The organism is Pseudarthrobacter sp. SORGH_AS 212, from assembly GCF_030818145.1.
Lineage (GTDB): Bacteria > Actinomycetota > Actinomycetes > Actinomycetales > Micrococcaceae > Arthrobacter.
Genome location: NZ_JAUTAA010000001.1, coordinates 1,801,436 through 1,823,074, shown reverse-complemented (window position 1 = coordinate 1,823,074; position 21,639 = coordinate 1,801,436). Strand labels below are relative to the sequence as shown.

Sequence of the window (21,639 nt, the reverse complement as noted above, 5' to 3'; positions counted from 1 at the left end):
GCGGCTGCCGTTCGTAGTTGCCCGGCAGGCACCAGCGATCTGCTGTGGCCAACGTCACCTGCCGTCACGGGAAGAGGCGGCAAGCAGTTGAAGTTGCAACTATGGAAAGCAACCAGAGGCCCACCCCGGCAGGCGGGGGAGCCGCAGCGAAAGGTACGCGAATGACCATTGCCCATGAAGAAGCGGTTATCGATTCGGCAGCCGTTGACGCCATCTTCGCCCAGGCCCGCACCGCCAACTCCTTCACCGGTGAGGTCACCGAGGAGCAGGCCCAGGCCATCTACGAACTGACCAAGTTCGGGCCCACCGCGTTCAACTCCCAGCCGCTTCGCGTCACCTACGTCCGCTCGGACGAGGCCCGCGCAACCCTGGTGGGCACCCTGTCCCGCGGCAACCAGGCCAAGACCGCCTCCGCTCCGCTGGTGGCCATCCTCAGCTACGAGACGGACTGGGCCGGCAAGTGGGACAGCTTCCTCCCCGGTTACAACGCCCCCAAGGCCATGTACGACGCGGATCCCGCCCTGGCCGCCAGCACCGGCAACAACAACGCCCACCTGCAGGCCGGCTATTTCATCCTTGCCGTCCGCTCGCTCGGCTTCGCCGCAGGCCCAATGACCGGCGCCGACTTTGCCGCCATCGACGCCGCGTTCTTCCCGGCCGGCGACCAGAAGAGCTTCCTGGTGGTCAACATCGGCCAGCCCGGTGAAGAAGCCTGGGGCGCCGCCAAGCCCAAGTTCTCCTACGACGAGGCCGTCCGCACCGTCTGACCCCGCTTAACCCAAGATGCCCTATCACTTGGGGTCCCCATCCGGCATGGAGAGGGAGCCCAAGTGATAGGGCATCTGGCGTTAAATCAGGCGATGACGCTGTCCACCAGGGCCTTGGCCTCGGCCTGGACCTGCTTCAGGTGCTCCTCGCCCTTGAAGGACTCGGCGTAGATCTTGTACACATCCTCGGTGCCGGACGGACGTGCGGCGAACCAGGCGTTCTCCGTGACCACCTTCAGGCCGCCGATGGAGGCGCCGTTGCCGGGAGCTTCGGTGAGCTTGGCAGTGATTGCCTCGCCTGCCAGTTCCGTAGCGGTGACGTCCGACGGCGAGAGCTTGCCGAGTGCCGACTTCTGCTCACGCGTGGCGGCGGCGTCGATCCGGGCGTAGACGGGCGCGCCGAACTGGTCCGTGAGGCCCTTGTACAGCTGCGACGGGGACTTGCCGGTGACGGCGGTGATCTCGGATGCGAGCAGGGCCAGCAGGATGCCGTCCTTGTCCGTGGTCCAGACGCTGCCGTCCAGCTTGTTGAAGGACGCGCCGGCCGATTCTTCGCCGCCGAACGCCCCGTCGCCGGAGAGCAGCCCGGGGACGAACCACTTGAAGCCCACGGGAACCTCAACCAGCTTGCGGCCAAGGCTTTCCGCCACACGGTCGATGATGGAGGAGGACACCAGGGTCTTGCCCACCACCGAAGCCGGGTTCCAGCCGCTGCGGTTGCGGTACAGGTAGTCGATGGCCACTGCGAGGTAGTGGTTCGGGTTCATCAGCCCGCCGTCCGGCGTGACGATGCCGTGCCGGTCCGCGTCCGCATCGTTGCCCGTGGCGATGTCGTACGCGGTGGACCCGTCCGCGCCAACGGTCATCCGCTGGATCAGTGAGGCCATGGCCGACGGCGATGAGCAGTCCATGCGGATCTTCTCATCCCAGTCCAGGGTCATGAAGGCCCACTGCGGGTCCACGGTGGGGTTCACCACAGTGAGGTTCAGGTGGTGGCGCTCGGCGATCTCGCCCCAGTAGTCCACGGAGGCGCCACCCATGGGGTCCGCGCCGATCCGGACTCCGGCGTCGCGGATGGCGTCCAGGTTCAGGACGGATGGAAGGTCGTCCACGTAGCTTGAAAGGAAATCGAACTTGCCTGTGGTGTCGGCCGCCTGGGCGTCGGCCAGCGGGATGCGCTTGACGCCGCGCAGGCCGTTTTCGAGCAGTTCGTTGGCGCGGTTGGCGATCCAGCCGGTGGCGTCGGAGTCCGCCGGGCCGCCGTGGGGCGGGTTGTACTTGAAGCCGCCGTCCTGCGGCGGGTTGTGGCTGGGGGTGACCACGATGCCGTCTGCCTGCGGGGCGCCGGCACCGGCGTTCCGGTTGTAGGTGAGGATCGCGTGGCTCAGCGCCGGGGTGGGCGTGTAGCCGTGCCGGGCGTCGACCAGGACCTGGACGCCGTTGGCGGCAAGGACCTCGAGGGCCGAGTTCTGTGCCGGCTCGCTCAGGGCGTGGGTGTCCTTGGCAAGGAACAGGGGGCCGGTGACGCCCTGCGCCGCCCGGTATTCGACGATGGCCTGGGTGATGGCCACGATGTGCTTTTCATTGAACGAGGCCTTCAGGCTCGATCCGCGGTGACCCGACGTGCCGAACACCACGCGCTGGCCTGGGTCACCCAGGTCCGGCGAGATGTCGTAGTACGCATCGAGGAGCGCTGTGATGTCAACAAGGTCCTGGGGTTGGGCAACTGTACCCGCGCGGCTAGCCATGGGACCTAGCATGCCAGAACCTCGCCGGAGTCAAAACGGCAGGGCCACATTCCGGCCCCTGTGACGGCGGCACGTCATCGAAAACGAGCCGTTAACCAAGTAGCCAACCTGAGTACATGCCCCGAAAAGTACCTATATACCGGCCCCTGCGCGCGCTGTTACTTTCGAAAAATCCGGAAGGCTATCCACCGCCTCCCGGCTCGAACAACCACAGCAGGGGACGACGGCGGCCCGCCGCTTTTCGCCCGTCCGGCACGGAAGCAGGGACGCACCATGGGGGCAGGAGACGGGGCAGCCGAACAGTCCAGGCTGGCCGCTGAGCGGGTAGCCAGGCTCAAGCGCCGGCTGGACGCGGCCGAGCGCTCCACGAAAGCGTGGGATGCGGGTGCCGTGGGCGAACGCGTGGTGGCGGACAAGCTCAGCGAACTGGTCCCGCACGGCTGGTACGTGCTGCACGACGTGCACTGGCCCGGCCGGCCCAAGGCCAACCTGGACCACGTCCTGGTGGGTCCTGGCGGCGTGGTGGTGGTCGATTCCAAAAACTGGACCGGTGAGGTGCGGGTGGCATCGGGAGTGCTCTGGCAGGGCCGGTATGCGCGGACCCAGGCAGTGGAAGGCGCACTGGCGCAGTGCGCCGCCGTCGCGTCCGTGCTGGCGCCGCCGCACCGCCGGCTGGTCCGGCCGCTGATCTGCATGGCCGCCCAGCCTGACCTCTTTGGCGTGACGAACTCGGACGTCGCCGTCGCGGGCAGCCAGCGCGTGGTGGGTGCCATCGAGGCGCTGCCGCCGGTGCTGGACCACCAAACAGTCGTGGGACTTTATGCCCAACTGGGGGAGGAACTTACCCACGAGCAGGAGCCCGGCATCACGGCGTTCCGGAATGTCAGGCCGGGAACAGTGGTGCGGCCTGCGGGGGGCCTCCCGCCGGCCGGTCCAGGAAACGCCGGCCCGCGGACGGGCGCTCCCCCCGCGGACCGTCGCGGCCCGGACACTCCCCGGGCTGCAGGTCCTGACCGGAGCCGGAGCGGCAGTGTTTCCCGGCATCCCGCGGGGCGTGCCATCCCGGAGGCAGGCGCCGGCGGAGTGGCCCGAAGGGATGCCGGCCGGAACCGAAGCGGGAAGCCGCAGGCGCGGGGCGGCACCAGTGCCGGCCGGCTCGCCCTCCTGGCGGCCTTTGTTATTTTTGCGGTCTACGTCCTGCCGTTCTGGACGCGCTGAGTTTGCTGCCTGCGCTGCCGCCATTTCCCGGGGCGGCTGTGCGCAGCTTGCCAAGGCCGGCGTCGCGGACCGCTTCGCCCATCCGGCGGAGCCGCTCCGAGTCCAGTGACCAGGATTGCCAGTAAAGCGGCACATCCTCATGGGCGTTCTTCCCGAGGAGGACCAGCGAGCCGTCGGCCAGCCCGTTGCCCAGCTGCAGTTCAGGGAGCATGCCCCAACCCAGGCCGGCTTTGATGGCCGCGAGGAACCCTTCCGACGACGGAACCGTGTGGGTGGGCGGAACCTGCCCAACGCCTTTCGCCGCCAGCAGCCCGCGCTGCAGGTTGTCCTTGGCATTGAATTTCAGGACCGGCATCCGGGCCCAGTCCACCGTATTGCCCTTGGCGAACCGTTGACGCAGGGCGGCCGCGGCCACCGGGACGTACCGCATGTGGCCCAGCAACTCCACCCGGCAACCGCTGACAGGGACGGGATCGGAGGTGACGGCACCCATGACGTCACCCTGCCGCAGGAGCTGGCTGCTGAAACCCTGGTCCTCGACGTGAAGGTCCAGGGTGGTGTCCGCCCACGCGGCGGCCACGGCGAGGACGGGCACGAACCAGGTGGCCAGCGAATCCGCGTTGATGGCCACCGGCAGGGTGGCGCTGGAGGCTGTGGCGGTTCCCAGTGCGGTTGACGCTTCCGCCTCGAGGACCTGCACCTGGCGGGCCATCCGGAGCAGCACGGCCCCGGCGTCGGTGGGAACACACGGGACCCGCCGGCGCACCAGGACCTGCCCGGTGGAAGCCTCCAGCGACTTGATGCGCTGGCTGACGGCTGACGGCGTGACGCGCAGGAGATCGGCCGCGGCCTCGAAGGTGCCCTCGTCAATGACGGCCATGAGTGCGCGAAGATGCTCGAGATTCATGAAGAAATTCTAATAGAACCCTAGAATCAATCGTTTGTCTTCCGATGCTGAGGTCCGTACCGTCGACTGCATGTTGATGACAGGAATTACCGGGATGCTGACGGGGCTGGCGCTGATCGTGGCCATCGGTGCCCAGAATGCCTTCGTACTCCGCCAGGGAGTCCGCCGTGAGCACATCGGCGTGGTGGTTGCCGTGTGCATGGCAGGTGATGCTGCGCTGATCCTGGGCGGGACCGCCGGGATCGGCGCGCTGGTAACCCGTTTTCCGGAAGCCCTCGAAGTTCTTCGGTGGGGCGGAGCTGCCTACCTGGCCTGGTTCGCGGTGCGCTCCTTCATCTCAGCGCTGAGGCCGTCCGCCCTTGCGCAGGGCACGCCCCGGTCCAAGGGATCGGTGGTGGCCAGCACGGTGGCGCTGACCTTCCTGAACCCGCACGTGTACCTCGACACGGTGGTGCTCCTGGGCAGCCTGGCCAACCAGCAAGGCCCGGACCTGCGGTGGGTCTTCGCCGGCGGCGCCGTTGCCGGCAGCATCGCGTGGTTCTCCGCGCTGGGGTACGGGGCCAGGGCGCTGTCCGGGGTGCTCGGCAACCCGCGCACCTGGCGGTTCCTGGACCTGGGAATCGGCATCGTCATGCTTGGCCTGGCCGTCAAGCTGGTCCTGCACTGACGGCGCCCGGAAAGCCGCCGCAGGCGATAGGCTGGAAGCAACATTCCAGGGGGAAAACCATGACTGACCAGCCGTCCCAGCGCCCTGACTCCCAGTGGCACAACCCGTCCGGCAGCGACGGCACTCCGCCCGCGCCGCCGTCGGGGTATGAACCGCCGCCGTTCGTGCCGCCGCACGGATCCACCGCGCCGGGCTCCGACGTTCCCCCGCCGCCGCTGTACCCGGGCCTTTCCGCGCAGTACGGCAGCAACCAGTACGGCGGCCCGCAGTATGGCAACGACCAGTACGGCAACCAGTACGGCGGTGCCAGCCCCTACGCCCAGCCGGGCCCCTACGGACAGCAGGCCCAGTACGGGCAGCCGGCGTACTACGGCATGCAGGCCGAGCCCAAGACCCTCAGCATCGCCAGCATGGTGTGCGGCATCGCATCAGTGATCATGGGATGGCTGATGCTTCCGCAGCTTGCCGCCATCATTACCGGCCACATGGCCCTCAAGCGCGAACCTTCGGGCAAGGGCATGTCCATCACCGGACTGGTCCTGGGCTACCTCTGCCTGCTGGGATACGGCGGCTTCTGGCTGCTGCTCATCATCGGGCTGGCGTCATACTCGTCCTCGAGTTACGGGTACTGACCGCCCCACCCACCCCGGATGCCCTATCAGATCCGGTTCTTAAAACCAGGTTTTAGGAACCCCATCTGATGGGGCATCTGCCGTTTAAGCTCTGGCTGGGCCGGGTCAGCGGAGGAGTTCGACGTCGGACACCAGCTCGATGTGCGCCAGCATCGCCTCGGTGGCGGCCTCCGGGTCCTGGTCCCGGATGGCGTCGGCGATCCGCCGGTGCGAGGCCAGTGACTGTTCCGGCCGCCCTGGCTGGCCGAGGGATTCCATCCGGGTTTCCAGGATCATCTCGGCGATGAATGCCATGAGCTGCGCCAGCACCGAGGAGTGGGCGGCTGCGGTGATCGCTTCGTGGAAGAGTTCGTCGCCCTGGGTGCCGCGGTCGCCGTCGCTGATTTCCTTGGCCATGACCCCGAGGGCGTGGTCGATCGCCTTCAGGTCCTCGTCCGTGCGCCTCGCAGCGGCCAGGGCCGCGAGTTTTCCTTCCAGCGTGCTGCGTGCCTCGACAATTTCCGGCAGCCGGCTGCGGTGTTCGCGGAGGCCCTTGATCACGGACGCCACGCTGGGCCGCCGGGCAAGCACGGCTCCTGTGCCGTGCTGGACATCGATGACGCCCAGCACTTCCAGCGCCACGAGTGCCTGGGCGAGGGTGGCGCGCGAAACCCCCAGCCGTTCGGCGAGGTCGCGTTCCGCCGGCAGGAGGTCGCCGGGCTTCAGCTGTGCCGATTCGATGTAGGCAAGGATCTGCTCCACCAGCTGTTCGTAAAGCCGTGGCCGCGAAACCCGTTCCAATCCCAGCCGTGCTGTCTTCTCCACAAAGCCCTCGCTACGTCGTCGTTACCCCAAGACTACAGCGCGCTGCTATTGACAGATAGACTCACTGTCTAAGAGGCTAGTCCAGTGAGCCAGTAACTCACGTCACACTTTTCTTTCCCCAATGGAGGACCAACGATGTCCGCTCCTGTTCTATCGATCATCATTCTGGCGGCGATGTTCCTGTTAGCCACCGTGCTGCCCCTCAATATGGGTGCCCTCGCCTTCGTGGGCGCCTTCCTGCTGGGCGCCCTGGTACTGGGCATGTCCACGAATGAGATCCTGGCCAACTTCCCCGGTGGCCTCTTCCTGACGATTGTCGGCGTCACCTACCTGTTCGCCATCGCGCAGAACAACGGCACCATCGACCTCCTGGTCCGTGGCGCCGTCAGGCTGGTGGGCAGCCGCGTTGCCCTCATCCCCTGGGTCATGTTTGCCATCACCGCCGTCATCACCGCCGTTGGCGCGCTGTCCCCGGCCGCGGTCGCGATTATTGCCCCCATCGCCCTCAGCTTCGCCGGCAAGTACAAGATCAGTCCGCTGCTGATGGGCATGATGGTGATCCACGGCGCCCAGGCCGGAGGGTTCTCGCCCATCGCGGTCTACGGCGTCACCGTCAACGGCATCATCGCCAAGACGGACCTCGCCTTCAGCCCCACGGCGCTGTTCCTGAGCAGCCTGATCTTCAACATCGTCATCGCCGTGGTGCTCTTCGCCGTCCTGGGCGGCCGGGCGCTGCTGTCCTCCCGCGTGGGCCACTTCGTGGAGCAGGCGGCCGAGGCGCGGATGTCCGTCAGCGTGGGTGCCAAGGCCGGCGCGGACGTCGCCTTCAAAGGCTTCGGCTCCGGCATGTACGGTCCCCGCGACCCCGCAGGCGACGGCGTTGCCGCCACCAGGGAACGCTCCGAGCGGATCCCGCAGTTGGTCACCATCGCCGGCCTGGTGGTGCTCGCCGTCGTCGCCCTGGGCTTCAAGATGGACGTCGGTTTCGTGTCCATCACCATCGCCATCGTCCTGGCGCTCGTCTCGCCCGCAGCCCAGAAGGGCGCCATCAACAAGATCAGCTGGTCCACCGTGCTGCTGATCTGCGGCATGCTCACCTTCGTTGGGGTGCTCGAAGAGGCGGGCACCATCGAATTCGTTTCGAACGGCGTGGCCGGCATGGGCATGCCCTTGGTGGCAGCGCTCCTCATCTGCTTCATCGGCGCCATCGTTTCGGCCTTCGCGTCCTCCACTGCCATCCTCGCAGCGCTCATCCCGCTCGCCGTGCCCTTCCTGTCCACCGGCGAAATCGGCGCCGTCGGCGTCATCTGCGCACTGGCCGTGGCCGCCACCATCGTGGACGTCTCGCCCTTCTCCACCAATGGCGCCCTGGTCCTGGCCAACGCGCCCGAGGGCGTGGACAAGGACAAGTTCTACAAGCAGATCCTGGGCTACAGCGGCATCGTCATCGCTGCCGGGCCTGTCCTCGCCTGGCTGGCGCTGGTGGTCCCGGGCTGGCTGTAGTTAGCAGAATTCCCACCCGCCGCCAGCGCTCCGCGCCACGCACTTCAGTAAAGGAACCAGCACATGAATGCAGCTGACCGTCAGCAAGGCCCCCTGGCCGGGCACACCGTCGTCGACCTGAGCCGCGCCCTGGCCGGCCCGCACGCGGGCATGATGCTCGCCGACCTCGGTGCCCGTGTCATCAAGGTGGAGAACCCCGGAACCGGTGATGACACCCGCGGCTGGGGACCGCCCTTCGTGGGCCCCGAGGATGACCTGCAGTCCACCTACTTCATGTCCTGCAACCGCAACAAGGAGTCCATCAGCCTGGACCTGAAGAGCAGCGACGGGCAGGCAGTGCTCCGCGGACTGCTGGAGCGGGCGGACGTGGTGATTGAGAACTTCCGGCCCGGCGTCATGGACCGGCTGGGCTTCTCCACCGCCGCCATGCACGCGCTCAACCCGCGGCTGGTGATCCTCTCCATCACCGGCTTCGGCCACGACGGGCCTGAATCCCGGCGCAGCGGCTACGACCAGATCCTCCAGGGTGAGGCAGGGCTGATGTCCCTCACGGGGTCGGGTCCGGACGATCCGCAGCGCGTGGGAGTGCCGATTGCCGACCTGCTGGCAGGCATGAATGGCGCCACCGGCGTTCTGGCCGCACTGGTTGAGCGTGAGCGCACCGGCCAGGGCAAGGTGGTCCGCACCTCCCTGCTTGCTTCCCTCGTCGGGGTCCACGCCTTCCAGGGCACCCGCGCCACCGTGGCCGGTGAAGTCCCGCAGGCGCAGGGCAACCACCACCCGTCCATCGCGCCCTACGGCCTGTTCAACTGCAAGGACGGCAGCGTCCAGATCAGCGTGGGCAGCGAGAAGCTGTGGGCTTCCTTCGCTGCCGCCTTCGGCCTGGACCCCGCCGCGCCCGGCTTTGCCAGCAACGCCGAGCGGGTGCGGAACCGCCAGGAGGTGATTGCCGCCGTCGAACGCGCCTTCGCGGAGTACGGCGCGGCGGAACTGCTGGAGAAGCTGAACGACGCCGGGATCCCGGCAGGGAAGGTCCGCTCGCTGGACGAGGTGTACGCCTGGGATCAGGTGGCCTCGCAGGGCCTGGTGGTGGATGTGGAGCATCCGCTGCTCGGCACAGTCAGCCTCCCCGGTCCGCCGCTGCGGTTCTTCGCCCCGGGCGACGCCGCGGAGACGACCGTGACGGACCACGCTGCTCCGCCTCTCCTGGACGCCGACGGCGGATCCATCAGGGAGTGGCTGGGGCTGGTTCCCGTCGCCGCCGCTGATGCGCAGGTTAGGGCGGAATAGCATGCCGACGTCGGAAAAGGTGCGCCACCTCAGCGCCGCCGAACTGCTGGACGCCGTGGTGGACGACGGTTCGTTCACTTCCTGGGATACCGAACCGCAACAGCCGGCACTGACCGGAGAATACGCTGCCGATCTCGCCAGGGCGCGGGCACGCAGCGGCACTGACGAATCCGTGCTGACCGGCGCCGGTCTGATCCGCGGCCGCCACGTGGCGTTGATCGTGAGCGAATTTTCCTTCCTGGCCGGCTCGATCGGCCACGCCGCTGCCGAACGGATCGTGGCCGCGGTGGAACGCGCCACGGCGGAAGGCCTGCCGCTGCTTGCCGGTACCGCCTCGGGTGGTACCCGCATGCAGGAGGGAACCCTCGCGTTCCTGTCCATGGTCAAGATCACCGCGGCCGTCCGGGCCCACCGGCAGGCGGGCCTCCCGTACCTGGTCTACCTGCGCCACCCCACCACCGGTGGCGTCATGGCCTCCTGGGGGTCCCTGGGGCACATCAACGTGGCAGAGCCGGGCTCCCTCCTGGGGTTCCTGGGCCCGCGTGTCTACGAGGCGCTGCACGGCGAAGCCTTCCCGGAGAACGTCCAGGTGGCCGAGAACCTGTTCAGCAAGGGCCTGATCGACGGTGTGGTGGAACCCGGCAAGCTCGCCGAGCTGGTGGGCAGGGCGCTGGATATCCTGATGCCCCGGCGGGCTTCCGGCTCCGCTGCCTGGCCTGATGCCCCGGCCACGCTGGCCGTCCGGCCCGCCGAGGTGGACGCCTGGACTTCCATCGGAATCTCCCGCCAGCCGCGCCGGCCCGATCTCCGCCAGCTCCTCAAATACGGTGCCAGCGACGCCCTCCCGCTCAACGGCACCGGCCAGGGCGAAAAGGACCCCGGGCTGCTGCTGGCCCTGGCCCGGTTCGGCACCCAGTCCTGCATCGTGCTGGGCCACGCCCGCCCGTTGCGGAAGGACGCCGCCGGGATGGGCCCGGGCTCGTTGCGCGAGGCGAGGCGCGGCGCCAAGCTGGCGGAGGAACTGCGGCTGCCGCTGCTCACGGTTATCGACACCGCCGGCGCGGCCCTCTCCCAGGAAGCTGAGGAAGGCGGCCTGGCCGGGGAAATCGCCCGCTCGCTGCACGAACTGATCGGGCTCGAATCGCCGTCGGTCTCGGTCCTGCTGGGCCAGGGCGCCGGGGGAGGGGCGCTGGCCCTGCTGCCGGCGGACCGGACCATCGCGGCGCAACACAGCTGGCTGTCGCCGCTGCCGCCCGAGGGCGCGAGTGCGATTGTCCACCGCACCACCGATTTCGCCCCCGCGATGGCGCAGGCTCAGGGCGTCAATGTGGCGTCCCTGTACGCCAACGGGCTGGTGGACCACATTGTGGATGAGCGAAACGACGCGTCCCTCGAACCGCGCGAATTCTGCGCACGGATGGCGCATGCCATTGAGTACGAGCTCGCGTCGGTTGCCGCGGTGCCGGTATCCCAGCTGGTGGCCTCGCGGGCAAGGAAGTTCCGGAACCTCGGAGGTTAGGCCCCGACGGCGGCGGGCACCTAATGGTGCCCGCCGCAACGTTTCCGGGGCTGCTTGGGTGGCGGCTGCCTTAGCGGCGTTGCCTCACGGGGGATGCTGCACATGCGGCGCGATGCGGTGCCGGCATTGCTCTACTGGTGCTGCTTTACCGGCGTTGCCGCGTCCGGGAGCGGTGTGCGCTGGCCCGGAGCTGCAGGATCCGGGCGCCGCCGGCCGCGGCCACCAGGACTCCGCCGGTCACGCTGGCGATGAACAGGGCCATGCCCAGCGGGACGGAGCCCTCCAGCCCCAGGAACTTCACCAGGGCCTGCTCCTGATTCTGCAGGATGAAGATGATCAGCAGGATCAGCAGGACCAGTGCGGCCACCACGGCCGCCCAGATAACACCGGTCCGGGTGACTTGGCGCTGGGCTGGCCCGCTGGTGGGCGCGGTGTCGCTGCCGGCCGCGGGTGTATCCGGGGAGTATGAGGGCGCATTGCTGTAGGGGGCGGTGCTGTCGGCACCGCCTCGGAGGCCGGAGGAGGACGTTCCGGCCCCTGGCTCCTGCCGCCCGTTGGATTCTGGCGTGGTCTGTCCGGCGCTCATGTTCGTCCCCTTCCTGATGGTAAGCATGCTTATGACCCAACCCTAGCCGCGGAATTCACCACAGCACAACAGATATCGCTTCAGGCGCCGGCGAGGCGCTCAGCGTGGATGCGTTCCGCTGCCGTCAACTCAACCGCTTCATCCGCCGGCAAGGTCGAGCGCCACCCCGGGCCGTCCGGGCCCGTCTACGAGCCCTGGGCCGGCCATCCCCTCCCGTCGAATCCACCTTTCCAGTTAACGGGGCGGGACGGGCCGCGGAGGCCCGTCCCGATGCTGCGGCGTCAGACCCGCTCCCCGCTCCGCTCTGCGGAGGGGGTGCGGGGCGTTGGCGACCTGCGCCAACTGGGGAAAGCCCAGAACGTGTAGTCCTGTGCCTTGACCCGCGGTTCCGGAGTTCCTACCGGAGTTTCCTGCTTGGCTTCAGGCTTGCGGCTGGTGTCCTTCTTGTCGCTCCGCCCGAAATCCTTGTTGTATCCGTAGCACATCACAGACCTCCTTCAGTGGCTGCGCTTTAATCGTCCTCCCGAAAAGCCCGGGAGTCGACACCCGGACGGAATGGATCGTGGCCCGGGCGGCGCCACTGCACGGGGAGGCTAGTGGCTGGCGGAGACCACGTCTGCTGCCTCCCCGGGCCCGTGGAAATCGCACGGTCCCGGGTGGCGGAGGGGCAGGAGGCAGGTCCTGCCGGAGGGCAGATGGACCAGGGCGCAGCGGCCGGTGAGCGCCAGGTCCTCGCGGACGTTGGAGTTACTCAGGTCGGGCCGGGTTTCGTCCACTTGCCCGGAAATGCCGGCATCCGTGGTGGTGGGGTATTCGGCGTTCATAGTGGGCAACTCCCCGTCGAGCGGTGGCTGGATGGACGTGACGCCTTTCCAGTCTGCTCCCGCCGGGTTACGTGCGGGTTAAGGGTGCGTTAGGAGCAGATCAACAGGACGGGCACCGTTACAGGCCCAGCTGGTGCCCCACCTGCAGCAGCAGCTGTTCCGACCCCATGGGCCCTACCAGCTGGATTCCCATCGGCAACCCCTGGCCCGGCGCCCCGCCCGTCCAATGGACCGGGAGGCTGATGGCAGGCAGTCCGCACACGTTGACCATCGAGGACCAGGGCGCGAATTCGCACTGCTTCCGGTAGTCGCCGTCGGCGTCCCCCGGCCACTGCGCCGACGGCCAGCGCTCGCCGCCGTGGCCCGTCCCGGTAAACCAGCCCACCGGCCGGGGCGTCTGCGCCAGGGCAGGCATCAGCATGAGGTCCCATTCGGCGAACTGCGACACGGTGTCGTGCTGGAACTGCCGCAGGAAGGCCAGGGCCTCGGCCAGCTTGGCGGGGCTCCGCTGCTGTGCCCGACGGCGGAAGGTACGGGTCAGCGGCGCGAGGAGTGCTTCGCGGTGCGGGCTGATGCGGGCGCTGCCTACCCCGGCAGTCCAGGCCGTGGTGAATGCATCGGGGTACCTGTTGTCGTAGCGGACGGCCGCTTCGCCGAGCGTATGGCCCGCGTGTTCCAGGAGCCGCCCGCCCGCCGCCAGGGCGTCCAGGGCTTCCTGGTCAGGAGTGAAGGGGAAGGTTGCCGACCACGGGCTGTCCAGCGTGACGCCAATGCGCAGCTTCTGCGGCTCCCGCTCCAGGGCGGCCAGGTAGCCGGCATCCGGAACCAGCGCGTCCATCATCAGGGCGGCGTCGGCGGCAGTCCTGGCCAGCGGTCCCGCGACCACCAGCCGGGCCGGATCGCCCTGGCTTTCCCCGCTGGGCACCGCGCCGCGGCCAGGCTTCAGGCCCACCAGGCCGCAGGCCGCCGCCGGAATCCGGACGGAACCGCCCCCGTCAGACCCCGGAGCGAACGGGACCAGCCCCGCGGCCACGGCGGCAGCACTGCCGCCGGAAGAGCCTCCGGAGCTCCTGCTGGGGGCATGGGGATTGCGCGACGGCGGTGCGACGCGGTTTTCGGAGTAGGCCGTCAGGCCGAATTCGGGCACCTGAGTCTTTCCCAGGGAGATGGCGCCGGCCGCCCTGAGCTGCGCAACCAGGGGTGCATCTGCGGGTGCTGGCTTGTGGTCAAGTGCGGCGCTGCCGTGGGTGGTGACCACCCCGGCAACGTCGGTCAGGTCCTTGAAGGCCAGCGGCATCCCGTGCAGCAGCGGCAGGTCCCCGGCGCGGGAACGGGCATGGCAGGCATCCGCCGTGCGGGCCTGTTCGATGGCCTGCTCCGCCGTCACGGTGATGAAGGCGCCCAGCAGCGGGTTGCGCTGCCCGATCCGGGCCAGGAAATGTTGGGCGGCTTCCACGGCCGAGACCTGGCCGCAGCGCAGCACATCCCGCAACTCTACGGCGGTGAGGCTGTGAAGCTCTTCGGGCACTGGTCCTCCTGGGTCTCCCAGAAGCGTAACGTGCCCGGCCCCGGGTACCCCGGCCGGGTGAAAGCACTAGGCTTGAAGCTGACTTTCGATCTGCCACGAAGGGATTCCCCATGAGCGACTTCGATTCTGTTCCCGTCAACGATGTTCCGGATGACGCCGTCATCCTGGACGTCCGGGAAGACTACGAATGGGTTGCGGGCCATGCTGAAGGTGCCCGCCACATCCCCCTGGACCAGATTCCGGCCCGGCTCGACGAGCTCGACCCGGACGCGGACGTCTACGTCATCTGCCGGACCGGTGGCCGCTCGTTCCGTGCCGCGCAGTGGCTGACCGCGCAGGGTTATACGGCGATCAATGTCTCGGGAGGCATGGACCAGTGGCTGGAGTCGGGAAAGCCCCTGGTCTCTGACAACGGGCTTAAGCCGATGGTGCTTTAGTGCCTGGTCCTGTACCCACTTATTCGTTCCTCGGCCCCGAAGGGACCTTCACCGAAGCGGCGCTGATGCAGGTGCCGGGTGCGGGCGACTCCGTCCGGGTGCCGGCATCCAACGTGAACGCTGCGCTGGATGCCGTCCGGGAAGGATCCGCCGACGCCGCCATGGTGCCCATCGAGAATTCCGTAGAGGGCGGAGTCACCGCCACCCTGGACGCGATCGCGGGCGGCCAGGAGCTGCGGATCGTCCGGGAAGTGCTGGTGCCCATCAGCTTTGTCCTGGTGTCCCGGCCCGGCACGCGCCTCGGCGATGTCCGGCGGATCTCCACCCACGGCCATGCGTGGGCGCAGTGCCGGCTCTGGATGGATCAGCATATTCCAGGGGCAGAATACGTTCCCGGATCCTCGACGGCTGCTGCCGCGATGGGCCTGCTGGAGCCGGACTGCCATTACGACGCCGCCATCTGCGCGCCGCTGGTTGCCCAGGAGCAGCCCGGCCTTCCTGTCCTGGCGGAGAACATTGGCGACAACCCGGGCGCAGTCACCCGCTTCGTGCTGGTGAGCCGTCCCGGGAAGCTTCCGGAACGCACGGGCTCAGACAAGACCACGGTGGCGGTCCCGCTGCCCGAGGACCGTCCCGGCGCCCTGATGGAGATCCTGGACCAGTTCGCCAACCGCGGCGTGAACCTGAGCCGGATCGAATCGAGGCCCACCGGCCAGTATTTGGGGCACTACTTCTTCAGCATCGACGCTGACGGACACGTGGGCGATGCGAGGGTGGCTGATGCACTGGCCGGGCTTCACCGAATCAGTCCCGCAACACGCTTCCTCGGCTCCTACCCACGGGCTGACCGGAAGCCCATCGAAGTCCAGGCGCACACTTCCGACCCTGCCTTTGCTGCTGCCCGGAGCTGGGTGGAATCCATTCTGGACACGGAATCATTGCAGGTGGAAAGCGGTTCCGGGCCTTCGCCCACAGCGTAGGTAAATGCCGCCCGGGGTACTTCCCCGGGTTCTGCACTGTGCGTATGCTGGCCTGATCCACATGAAGAGTGGCCCCTAACGAAGGGAGCGGGTCATGTCAGCCGGCAGCAGCACCGAGAACGATGGCCAGGGGATGATCGTCAACCCAAAGCCCACCGCCGACAACCAGGACTGGGACGGCGACGACGCCGACCGCGCCGACCGCCTCCGCTTCGAGGAAGAACAGGCGATGATCCGCGAGCAGTCCGAGGAGCGCGCACGCACCAAGGCCGCATCCGAAGCCGCGAAGGACTCGGCGCCGGAGCACCACTGAGTCTTGCCCTGCCCGCGGCGGCGGATCCGCTACAAGCCAGTCCCGCCGTCGGGCCCGGCAATTCCCCGGACCCGCACCAGGAGAGACCCCGGCTGCACCTGCACCGTGAGTTTGGTTGCCTCGCCTGAGGTGTCGCCGTCCAACTGCGTCGGCATCGGTTCCGAGCACTTGATGACGATCCTGCCGGACCGGTAGACGGTCATGATGGGAAGCTTTCCGCTGTGCTTGAACATGATCTTGCCGTACATCAGCAGCCAGCCGAGGGCGCTGCGGGGGCTCATCACAACCACGTCGAGCATGCCGTCATCGATCATGGCCTGCGGAATGAAGTCGATGCCGCCGGGCACCAGCCCGCAGTTGGCGAAGAGGACGCTGCGGATGTTGCGGACCTGTTCCGGGCTGCCGTCCAGGGAGATGGACACCTTTTTGCGCCGCCCCGGAAGGTGCCGCATGCCGGACTCGGTGTAGGCGAGCCAGCCCACCGCCTTCTTGAGGCCGTCATTGGTATCCGCGAGGACTTCGGCATCCATGCCGATTCCGGCAATCACCAGGAAGACGTGCTCAGAATAGGTTCCCGTGCGGGAATTCTCGATGGCCATCCGCGCTGTATCGATGGAGCGCTGCCGGCCGAACAGCGCAGTCTGGACACAGCCGTGCAGGTCCGCGACGTCCACGTCCACGTTCCGTGCCAACAGGTTGCCAGTCCCCAGTGGAATCAGCCCCATGGCAACGTCCGTGTGCGCCAGTGCCTCGGCCACCACCCGGACCGTGCCGTCGCCGCCGCCCACCAGGACGACGTCGGGTTTGGTGGCCAGGGCCGCCTGCATTTGGGTGAAACCGGGGTCCTCGGCCGTGGTCTCGTAGAAGGCCGGCTCATCCCAGCCGGCGGAAAGGCAAGCCCGCTGGATGGCCGCCCGCGCCTCGGCCGCGCGGGCCTTGATGGGGTTGATGATCACCGCCACCCGCTGCTTTTCCAGGCCGGGATCATAGGCTTCGCCGGCCACGGCGCTGCGCATATGCAGTGCCTTCAACCGGCGTACGCCCCACCAGCTGGAGATGGCAAAGGCAAGGGCCACCGCTATCAGCAGGTAGAGAATCCAGTCGCTCATGGTGGTTCCACAGTAGCCCGGCAGAAGGCGCGCCGGCCCCAGCCGCCCCGGCCGCCCGCCGTCGTGCGCTGTATTGGATACCCTTGTCTGGTGATCGACGTAAAAGACCTCAGCGAAAACCCGGACAAGTTCCGTGCCAGCCAGCGCGCCCGCGGCGCGGACGAATCAGTGGTGGACGCGATCATCTCCGCGGACTCCGCCCGCCGTGCCGCGTTGATCCGCTTCGAAAACCTCCGGGCCGAGCAAAACGCGTTCGGCAAGAAGGTGGCGCAGGCCAAGGGCGAGGAAAAGCAGGCACTGCTGGCCGAGGTCAAGGAACTGGCCAACTCGGTCAAGGCCGCGTCCGCCGAGGCCGACGCCGCTCAGACCAAGCAGGAAGAACTGCTCCGCACCGTCCCCAACCTCGTTGAAGACGGCGTTCCCGAAGGCGGCGAGGATGACTACGTGGTGGTCAAGACCGTCGGCACCCCGCGCGAATTCCCGGACTTCGAGCCCAAGGACCACCTGGAGATCGGCGAGCTGATCGGCGCCATCGACATGGAGCGCGGCGCCAAAGTTTCCGGTTCTCGCTTCTACTTCCTCCGCGGCGTCGGCGCCCGGCTGGAGATGGCGCTGCTGCAGATGGCCATGGAACAGGCCATCGATGCCGGCTTCGTCCCCATGATCACGCCCACGCTGGTGCGCCCCGAGACCATGCAGGGCACGGGCTTCGACGTGAAGCACGACGCCGAAATCTACCGCCTGGCCGAAGACGACCTGTACCTTGTGGGCACCTCGGAGGTTGCCCTGGCCGGCTACCACGCCGACGAGATCCTGGACCTCTCCGCGGGCCCGATCCGTTACGCCGGACAGAGCTCGTGCTACCGCCGCGAGGCCGGATCGCACGGCAAGGACACCCGCGGCATCATCCGCGTCCACCAGTTCAACAAGGTGGAGATGTTCATCTACACCACGGTTGAAGAGGCCGCCGCTGAGCACCAGCGGCTGCTGGCGTGGGAAGAGGAGATGCTGGCCAAGTGCGAGCTGCCCTACCGGGTCATCGACACCGCGGCCGGCGACCTCGGCAACTCCGCGGCACGCAAGTACGACTGCGAAGCATGGGTCCCCACCCAGGGCGCCTACCGCGAGCTGACCTCCACCTCCAACTGCACCACGTTCCAGGCCCGCCGCCTGAACATCCGCGAGCGTGCGGTCAACGCCGAGGGCGTCGCCAAGGGCACCCGTGCCGTGGCCACGCTGAACGGCACCCTGGCCACCACCCGCTGGATCGTTGCGCTGCTGGAGCACCACCAGAACGCCGACGGCTCGGTCAACGTGCCGAAGGCGCTCCAGAAGTACTTGGGCGGCCTTGAGGTCCTTCCGGTCCTGTAGGTGGCGCTCGTCCCGGGTTCGTTTCCTGGGCGTTTTTCCCGGGCTTGTTCGCGGAACCAAACCTTTACGGTTCTGATCCGCGAACAGGCTTAGGACTTCCTGCGGGCGCGTCCTTCCGAACGCTTCGCATGGACGACGACGGCGGTGGCCAGGTCCGTCAAAGGTGCTGTTCTGTGCGGGCAAACGGCAGCCGTTGCCGGCGGGTTGCCGACGCTGGCCACGCCGCCCTGCGCGGGCCGTGCAGCCGGGGGAGGGGTCAGCTGCTTGCGAGGTCCAGGGTGAAGACGGCGAGCTGGACCTTGGGTGCGGGCCGGGGCTTCTCGCGGTCGGGGCGGCGCACGTAGCCGTACCTTTCGTAGAGGTTCTGGGACCCATAGTTGTCCACGCCGGTGTCCAGGACGATCCGCTGTGCGCCCTGCGCCACGGCGAGTTCCGACGCCCGGTCCAGCAGCAGCCACCCGAGTCTCCGGCGCCGTGCTTCCGGCAACACGGCCAGCAGCCGGACTTCCGCTTCGCCCGGCTCTGCCTGGCGCGTCAGGGCCGAGCCGTACTGCAGCACCGTCACGGTGCCCAGCAGCTCGCCAGTGGCGGCGTCCTCGGCCACCAGCAGGTGGCCGGCAGCTGCCCGGGCACCCGCGTCCACCAGCAGGTCCAGCCGCTCGGCGTCGGGTTGCCGGGCTCCCGGCAGGTGGTGCCCGAAACCACGGAAGGTCAGCTCACCGACGGCTTCGTATTCAGATTCCCGGGCCGCGCGGATCACGGTGGTCTCCAATGCCTGTGCGGGGACTGTCAACGTTCCTGCCCTTCCGCCGTGGGGTCCGGCCTGCCTTGTTATTCGTTGCTTTCAGCCTGTGCTTTAGACCGGCGCTGGACCGGCCCTTGAACCGACAGGCTATCCGTGGGGCAGGGCCGCATCCCAGCAGCGGGAAACAGGGCGTCTTGGGCAGTCACGTAGGGCAATACAGGGACATGTTTTGCCTTGCACGACGGCGCATTGCGGCCAGTGTTGTGATGCCCCCACCCCGGTGGTTGTGTGGTGGCACAGGCATCAACAGGGGGAAACCAATGGACACAATCCCGGGGCCGCCGGCCACGGCGGCAGGCAATGAGGTGGCCGGCGGAGCAACTGTCGGCGACGAACACCGCAAGGATGCGGTGTGGCCCGGTGCCGATGCGAACGCGCGGCAGGGATCGCGACGGCGGCGGGGTTCCTCCGCTAAGCCACGCCGATCCTCCGGGGCCAGGGCAGCCCAGGGACACGAAGACGCCGCTGATCAGGGCCAGGACTGGCACGGCTTCGACACAGGGCAACTGGTTGACGTCCACCTGCCTGACGGGTTCTCATTCCACGGAACCGTGGACGCCAAGACGGCTGATTCCGGCGTGATCTGGATCAGGAGCGACGCCGGCACACGCCGGATGTTCGGCCACCTCGAAGGGGTCCGCCTTGCACGCCGCACGGCAGCAGGAGGCACACCACTACCGCGCACTGCAACAGCCGTCACTTCAAAAGCCGGCACACCCGAACCAGGCACCCCGGAACCTATGGCAGCAGCGCCCGGGACCTTGACCGGCAGGGCCGCTGTGCTGTGACGCCACCTGTCCGGACCGCAGACAACAGCCTCAACACCAGCCACCACAGGAGACCGTGTGCCCGCCACCCTCACCCATAGGATCAACATGCTCTGTGGAGCAGACCTGGCCGCCTTCCGCGCCCGGCTCTGCTCCCTTGCGCAGCGGGACGTCTACGCTGACGGGCTCGAAAGCGCCGTGACAACGATGCCCCGGCTCCCTTCGCTCCTCACCGAAGGCTCGTCGGTGGACATCCTGGGGTTCGGCACCTGCGCCGGCTACGGGCCGCCGCAGCTGACATTGTCGGTGGCCATGCTGCTGGACTATCCGCGCTGGCCCCAGGAAGTCTTCTGGGACGAAGCCCACGCCTGGGCCGAAGCCGTGGCCGGTCCGTCGATGGCCGTCGCGGGCATCTCAGGGAGCCGCGAGAACGAGGACGGCATGGTGTTCCATTACCGGCTGAAGGTCACTGAGCCCGCCGCCGCGTCCGCACCCCGTCCACCGATCCGCCAGCCGGCAGGCACGGCTGCCGTGATCCGGCCATCGACCATTACCGCCAGTACTTCATGGGATGGGGTACCTGTGGCTCACGCAACGGGCAGGCCCCGATTGGGCGCATCGCGGTCGGCCGCGGTGACGCCCTCCAGATCGTCTTAGTGCAACTGCCTGACAAGGACCTGACGGGGTAGCCGGAGTGCCCCGAACCCAGGCTTGTTCGCGAGTCAGAGCCCTCAAGGCCAGGATCTGCGAACAAGCCCGGGATTCGAGCCCGGCTGCCGCACACTGACGCTGGCGGTGTAGGACCTGCCGGGGTAAATACTCACAGCGTGGACAACCTGTGAGTATTTACCGGCTGTTCAACAAACCTGTGGCGCGCGTCCTAGCGGCGTTTGGGGGCGTCTGTTTCACTGGAACAATGACAACACTGACTGAAACCTCAGTCGCCGGCAACGATGACCGGCGAGACACGGAACCCAACAACAGCGCACTCAACGGCCGGCAACTGATGGTGGCCCTGGACGTGGACGGCACCCTGGTGGACCACGACGGCCACATGTCCCCGGCTGTCCGGGAATCCGCACAGGCCGTGGTGGAAGCCGGCCACGAGGTGATGATCGCCACCGGGCGGTCCCTCAACGCCACGCTGCCCATCATCGAAAAGATCGGCGTGGAACGCGGCTACGCGGTGTGCTGCAACGGCGGCGTGACGCTGCGGCTGCACCCCGAACTCGACGGCGGCTACGAGATTATCCACAAGGCCACCTTCGATCCCGCACCTGCGCTCCGGGCGCTCCGCGAACGGCTCCCCTCAGCCAAGTACGCGCTCGAGGACGCCGACGGCAACTTCCTCTCCACCGAGCGGTTCCAGGATGCAAGCTTTGGTGTCGAGGCCATCGGCGTCGATTTCCAGACCATGCTCGAGGCCACGGCTGTGCGCGTGGTGGTGTTCAGCACTGAGAACACCCCCGAGGAGTTCAACGAGGCCATCGACCACATCGGCCTCGCCGGCGTCACGTACTCGGTGGGCTGGACGGCGTGGCTGGACATCGCCGCCGCCGGAGTGACCAAGGCCAGCGCCCTGGAAAGCCTCCGCCTCCAGCTCGGCATCGATCCGAGCCGCACGGTGGCTGTGGGCGATGGCAGGAACGACATCGAGATGCTCGGCTGGGCCGGCCGGGGAGTGGCCATGGGCCAGGCCCCGGAAGAGGTCATCGCCATCGCGGACGAGGTCACCCATTCCGTGTACGACGACGGCGCAGCGCACGTGCTGCGCAGCCTCCTCTAGGCTTCCGGCTGCCACAGGCCGCTGCTGCGGCCACGCGGTCTCCCCCGCCTCGGCACGGTTCCGTAACCCAGCTGCGTA

General features: G+C 67.8%; 23 protein-coding genes. 14 read left to right on the top strand and 9 right to left on the bottom strand.

Features of this window, described 5'->3' with window-relative positions:
* The first annotated feature begins 161 nt into the window (after positions 1-161).
* Positions 162-767: a malonic semialdehyde reductase gene (locus QE394_RS08375; RefSeq protein ID WP_056083064.1), complete on the top strand. Its 606-nt coding sequence runs from the start codon at positions 162-164 to the stop codon at positions 765-767.
* Between the two features lie 86 nt (positions 768-853).
* On the opposite strand, the gene pgm is transcribed toward QE394_RS08375, so the two are convergent.
* Positions 854-2,515, bottom strand: a complete 1,662-nt coding sequence (pgm, locus tag QE394_RS08370) for a phosphoglucomutase (alpha-D-glucose-1,6-bisphosphate-dependent) (protein ID WP_197676728.1) — start codon at positions 2,513-2,515, stop codon at positions 854-856.
* Positions 2,516-2,788: 273 nt separating this feature from the next.
* On the opposite strand from pgm, the gene QE394_RS08365 reads away from it, so the two are divergent.
* A complete protein-coding gene (locus tag QE394_RS08365; protein WP_349034264.1) occupies positions 2,789-3,733 on the top strand; it encodes an NERD domain-containing protein in 945 nt (314 codons plus the stop codon).
* Here the strand turns inward: QE394_RS08365 and QE394_RS08360 are convergent.
* Positions 3,693-4,640 carry a LysR family transcriptional regulator ArgP gene (locus QE394_RS08360; protein WP_349034263.1) on the bottom strand — a complete coding sequence of 316 codons (948 nt, stop codon included), beginning with the start codon at positions 4,638-4,640 and terminating at the stop codon, positions 3,693-3,695. The genes QE394_RS08365 and QE394_RS08360 overlap by 41 nt on opposite strands.
* Before the next feature lie 94 nt (positions 4,641-4,734).
* Here QE394_RS08360 and QE394_RS08355 point away from each other — a divergent pair, with 94 nt between their 5' ends.
* A complete protein-coding gene (locus tag QE394_RS08355; RefSeq protein ID WP_056083056.1) occupies positions 4,735-5,307 on the top strand; it encodes a LysE/ArgO family amino acid transporter in 573 nt (190 codons plus the stop codon).
* A gap of 59 nt (positions 5,308-5,366) precedes the next feature.
* Positions 5,367-5,939 carry a DUF4190 domain-containing protein gene (locus QE394_RS08350; protein WP_349034262.1) on the top strand — a complete coding sequence of 191 codons (573 nt, stop codon included), beginning with the start codon at positions 5,367-5,369 and terminating at the stop codon, positions 5,937-5,939.
* Positions 5,940-6,044: 105 nt separating this feature from the next.
* On the opposite strand, the gene QE394_RS08345 is transcribed toward QE394_RS08350, so the two are convergent.
* Complete coding sequence (locus QE394_RS08345) at positions 6,045-6,743, bottom strand: FadR/GntR family transcriptional regulator (protein ID WP_349034261.1); 699 nt, start codon at positions 6,741-6,743, stop codon at positions 6,045-6,047.
* A 135-nt stretch (positions 6,744-6,878) separates the two neighbouring features.
* Here QE394_RS08345 and QE394_RS08340 point away from each other — a divergent pair, with 135 nt between their 5' ends.
* From QE394_RS08340 to QE394_RS08330, 3 genes are all read left to right on the top strand, one after another.
* Complete coding sequence (locus tag QE394_RS08340) at positions 6,879-8,246, top strand: SLC13 family permease (RefSeq protein ID WP_349034260.1); 1,368 nt, start codon at positions 6,879-6,881, stop codon at positions 8,244-8,246.
* 63 nt (positions 8,247-8,309) lie between these two features.
* Positions 8,310-9,536, top strand: coding sequence for a CoA transferase (locus QE394_RS08335; protein ID WP_349034259.1), 1,227 nt, complete (start codon positions 8,310-8,312; stop codon positions 9,534-9,536).
* Between the two features lies 1 nt (position 9,537).
* A complete protein-coding gene (locus QE394_RS08330; protein ID WP_349034258.1) occupies positions 9,538-11,055 on the top strand; it encodes a carboxyl transferase domain-containing protein in 1,518 nt (505 codons plus the stop codon).
* 145 nt (positions 11,056-11,200) lie between these two features.
* On the opposite strand, the gene QE394_RS08325 is transcribed toward QE394_RS08330, so the two are convergent.
* The 4 genes from QE394_RS08325 to QE394_RS08310 form a co-directional block, all read right to left on the bottom strand.
* A complete protein-coding gene (locus QE394_RS08325; RefSeq protein ID WP_056083038.1) occupies positions 11,201-11,641 on the bottom strand; it encodes a DUF1049 domain-containing protein in 441 nt (146 codons plus the stop codon).
* A 281-nt stretch (positions 11,642-11,922) separates the two neighbouring features.
* The gene (locus QE394_RS08320; protein WP_056083031.1) at positions 11,923-12,126 is read right to left on the bottom strand and encodes a hypothetical protein; all 204 of its coding nucleotides are present in this window, start codon (positions 12,124-12,126) and stop codon (positions 11,923-11,925) included.
* Positions 12,127-12,234: 108 nt separating this feature from the next.
* Positions 12,235-12,465, bottom strand: a complete 231-nt coding sequence (locus tag QE394_RS08315; protein WP_056083029.1) for a hypothetical protein — start codon at positions 12,463-12,465, stop codon at positions 12,235-12,237.
* A 118-nt stretch (positions 12,466-12,583) separates the two neighbouring features.
* The gene (locus QE394_RS08310) at positions 12,584-13,993 is read right to left on the bottom strand and encodes an amidase (RefSeq protein WP_056083027.1); all 1,410 of its coding nucleotides are present in this window, start codon (positions 13,991-13,993) and stop codon (positions 12,584-12,586) included.
* 110 nt (positions 13,994-14,103) lie between these two features.
* Between QE394_RS08310 and QE394_RS08305 the strand changes: the two genes are divergently transcribed.
* The 3 genes from QE394_RS08305 (at position 14,104) to QE394_RS08295 (ending at position 15,723) form a co-directional block, all read left to right on the top strand.
* Entirely contained in the window at positions 14,104-14,430 is a 327-nt protein-coding gene (locus QE394_RS08305) for a rhodanese-like domain-containing protein (RefSeq protein ID WP_056083025.1), read from the top strand.
* A complete protein-coding gene (gene pheA, locus QE394_RS08300) occupies positions 14,430-15,410 on the top strand; it encodes a prephenate dehydratase (protein ID WP_349034257.1) in 981 nt (326 codons plus the stop codon). Before QE394_RS08305 ends, pheA begins: the two co-directional genes overlap by 1 nt.
* Before the next feature lie 94 nt (positions 15,411-15,504).
* On the top strand, positions 15,505-15,723 hold the full coding sequence (locus QE394_RS08295) for a hypothetical protein (protein WP_056083021.1): 219 nt from the start codon (positions 15,505-15,507) through the stop codon (positions 15,721-15,723).
* Positions 15,724-15,752: 29 nt separating this feature from the next.
* On the opposite strand, the gene QE394_RS08290 is transcribed toward QE394_RS08295, so the two are convergent.
* Positions 15,753-16,832 (bottom strand): diacylglycerol kinase family protein, encoded by a 1,080-nt coding sequence (locus QE394_RS08290; protein WP_056083018.1) that lies wholly within the window; start codon positions 16,830-16,832, stop codon positions 15,753-15,755.
* A gap of 90 nt (positions 16,833-16,922) precedes the next feature.
* On the opposite strand from QE394_RS08290, the gene serS reads away from it, so the two are divergent.
* Positions 16,923-18,203, top strand: a complete 1,281-nt coding sequence (gene serS, locus QE394_RS08285; RefSeq protein ID WP_056083015.1) for a serine--tRNA ligase — start codon at positions 16,923-16,925, stop codon at positions 18,201-18,203.
* A gap of 256 nt (positions 18,204-18,459) precedes the next feature.
* On the opposite strand, the gene QE394_RS08280 is transcribed toward serS, so the two are convergent.
* Positions 18,460-18,996, bottom strand: a complete 537-nt coding sequence (locus QE394_RS08280; protein ID WP_349034256.1) for a GNAT family N-acetyltransferase — start codon at positions 18,994-18,996, stop codon at positions 18,460-18,462.
* 272 nt (positions 18,997-19,268) lie between these two features.
* Here QE394_RS08280 and QE394_RS08275 point away from each other — a divergent pair, with 272 nt between their 5' ends.
* From QE394_RS08275 to QE394_RS08265, 3 genes are all read left to right on the top strand, one after another.
* Entirely contained in the window at positions 19,269-19,796 is a 528-nt protein-coding gene (locus QE394_RS08275) for a hypothetical protein (protein WP_349034255.1), read from the top strand.
* An 87-nt stretch (positions 19,797-19,883) separates the two neighbouring features.
* Positions 19,884-20,432 (top strand): hypothetical protein, encoded by a 549-nt coding sequence (locus tag QE394_RS08270; protein WP_349034254.1) that lies wholly within the window; start codon positions 19,884-19,886, stop codon positions 20,430-20,432.
* Positions 20,433-20,691: 259 nt separating this feature from the next.
* Positions 20,692-21,561, top strand: coding sequence for an HAD family hydrolase (locus QE394_RS08265; protein ID WP_349034253.1), 870 nt, complete (start codon positions 20,692-20,694; stop codon positions 21,559-21,561).
* Positions 21,562-21,639: the final 78 nt, after the last annotated feature.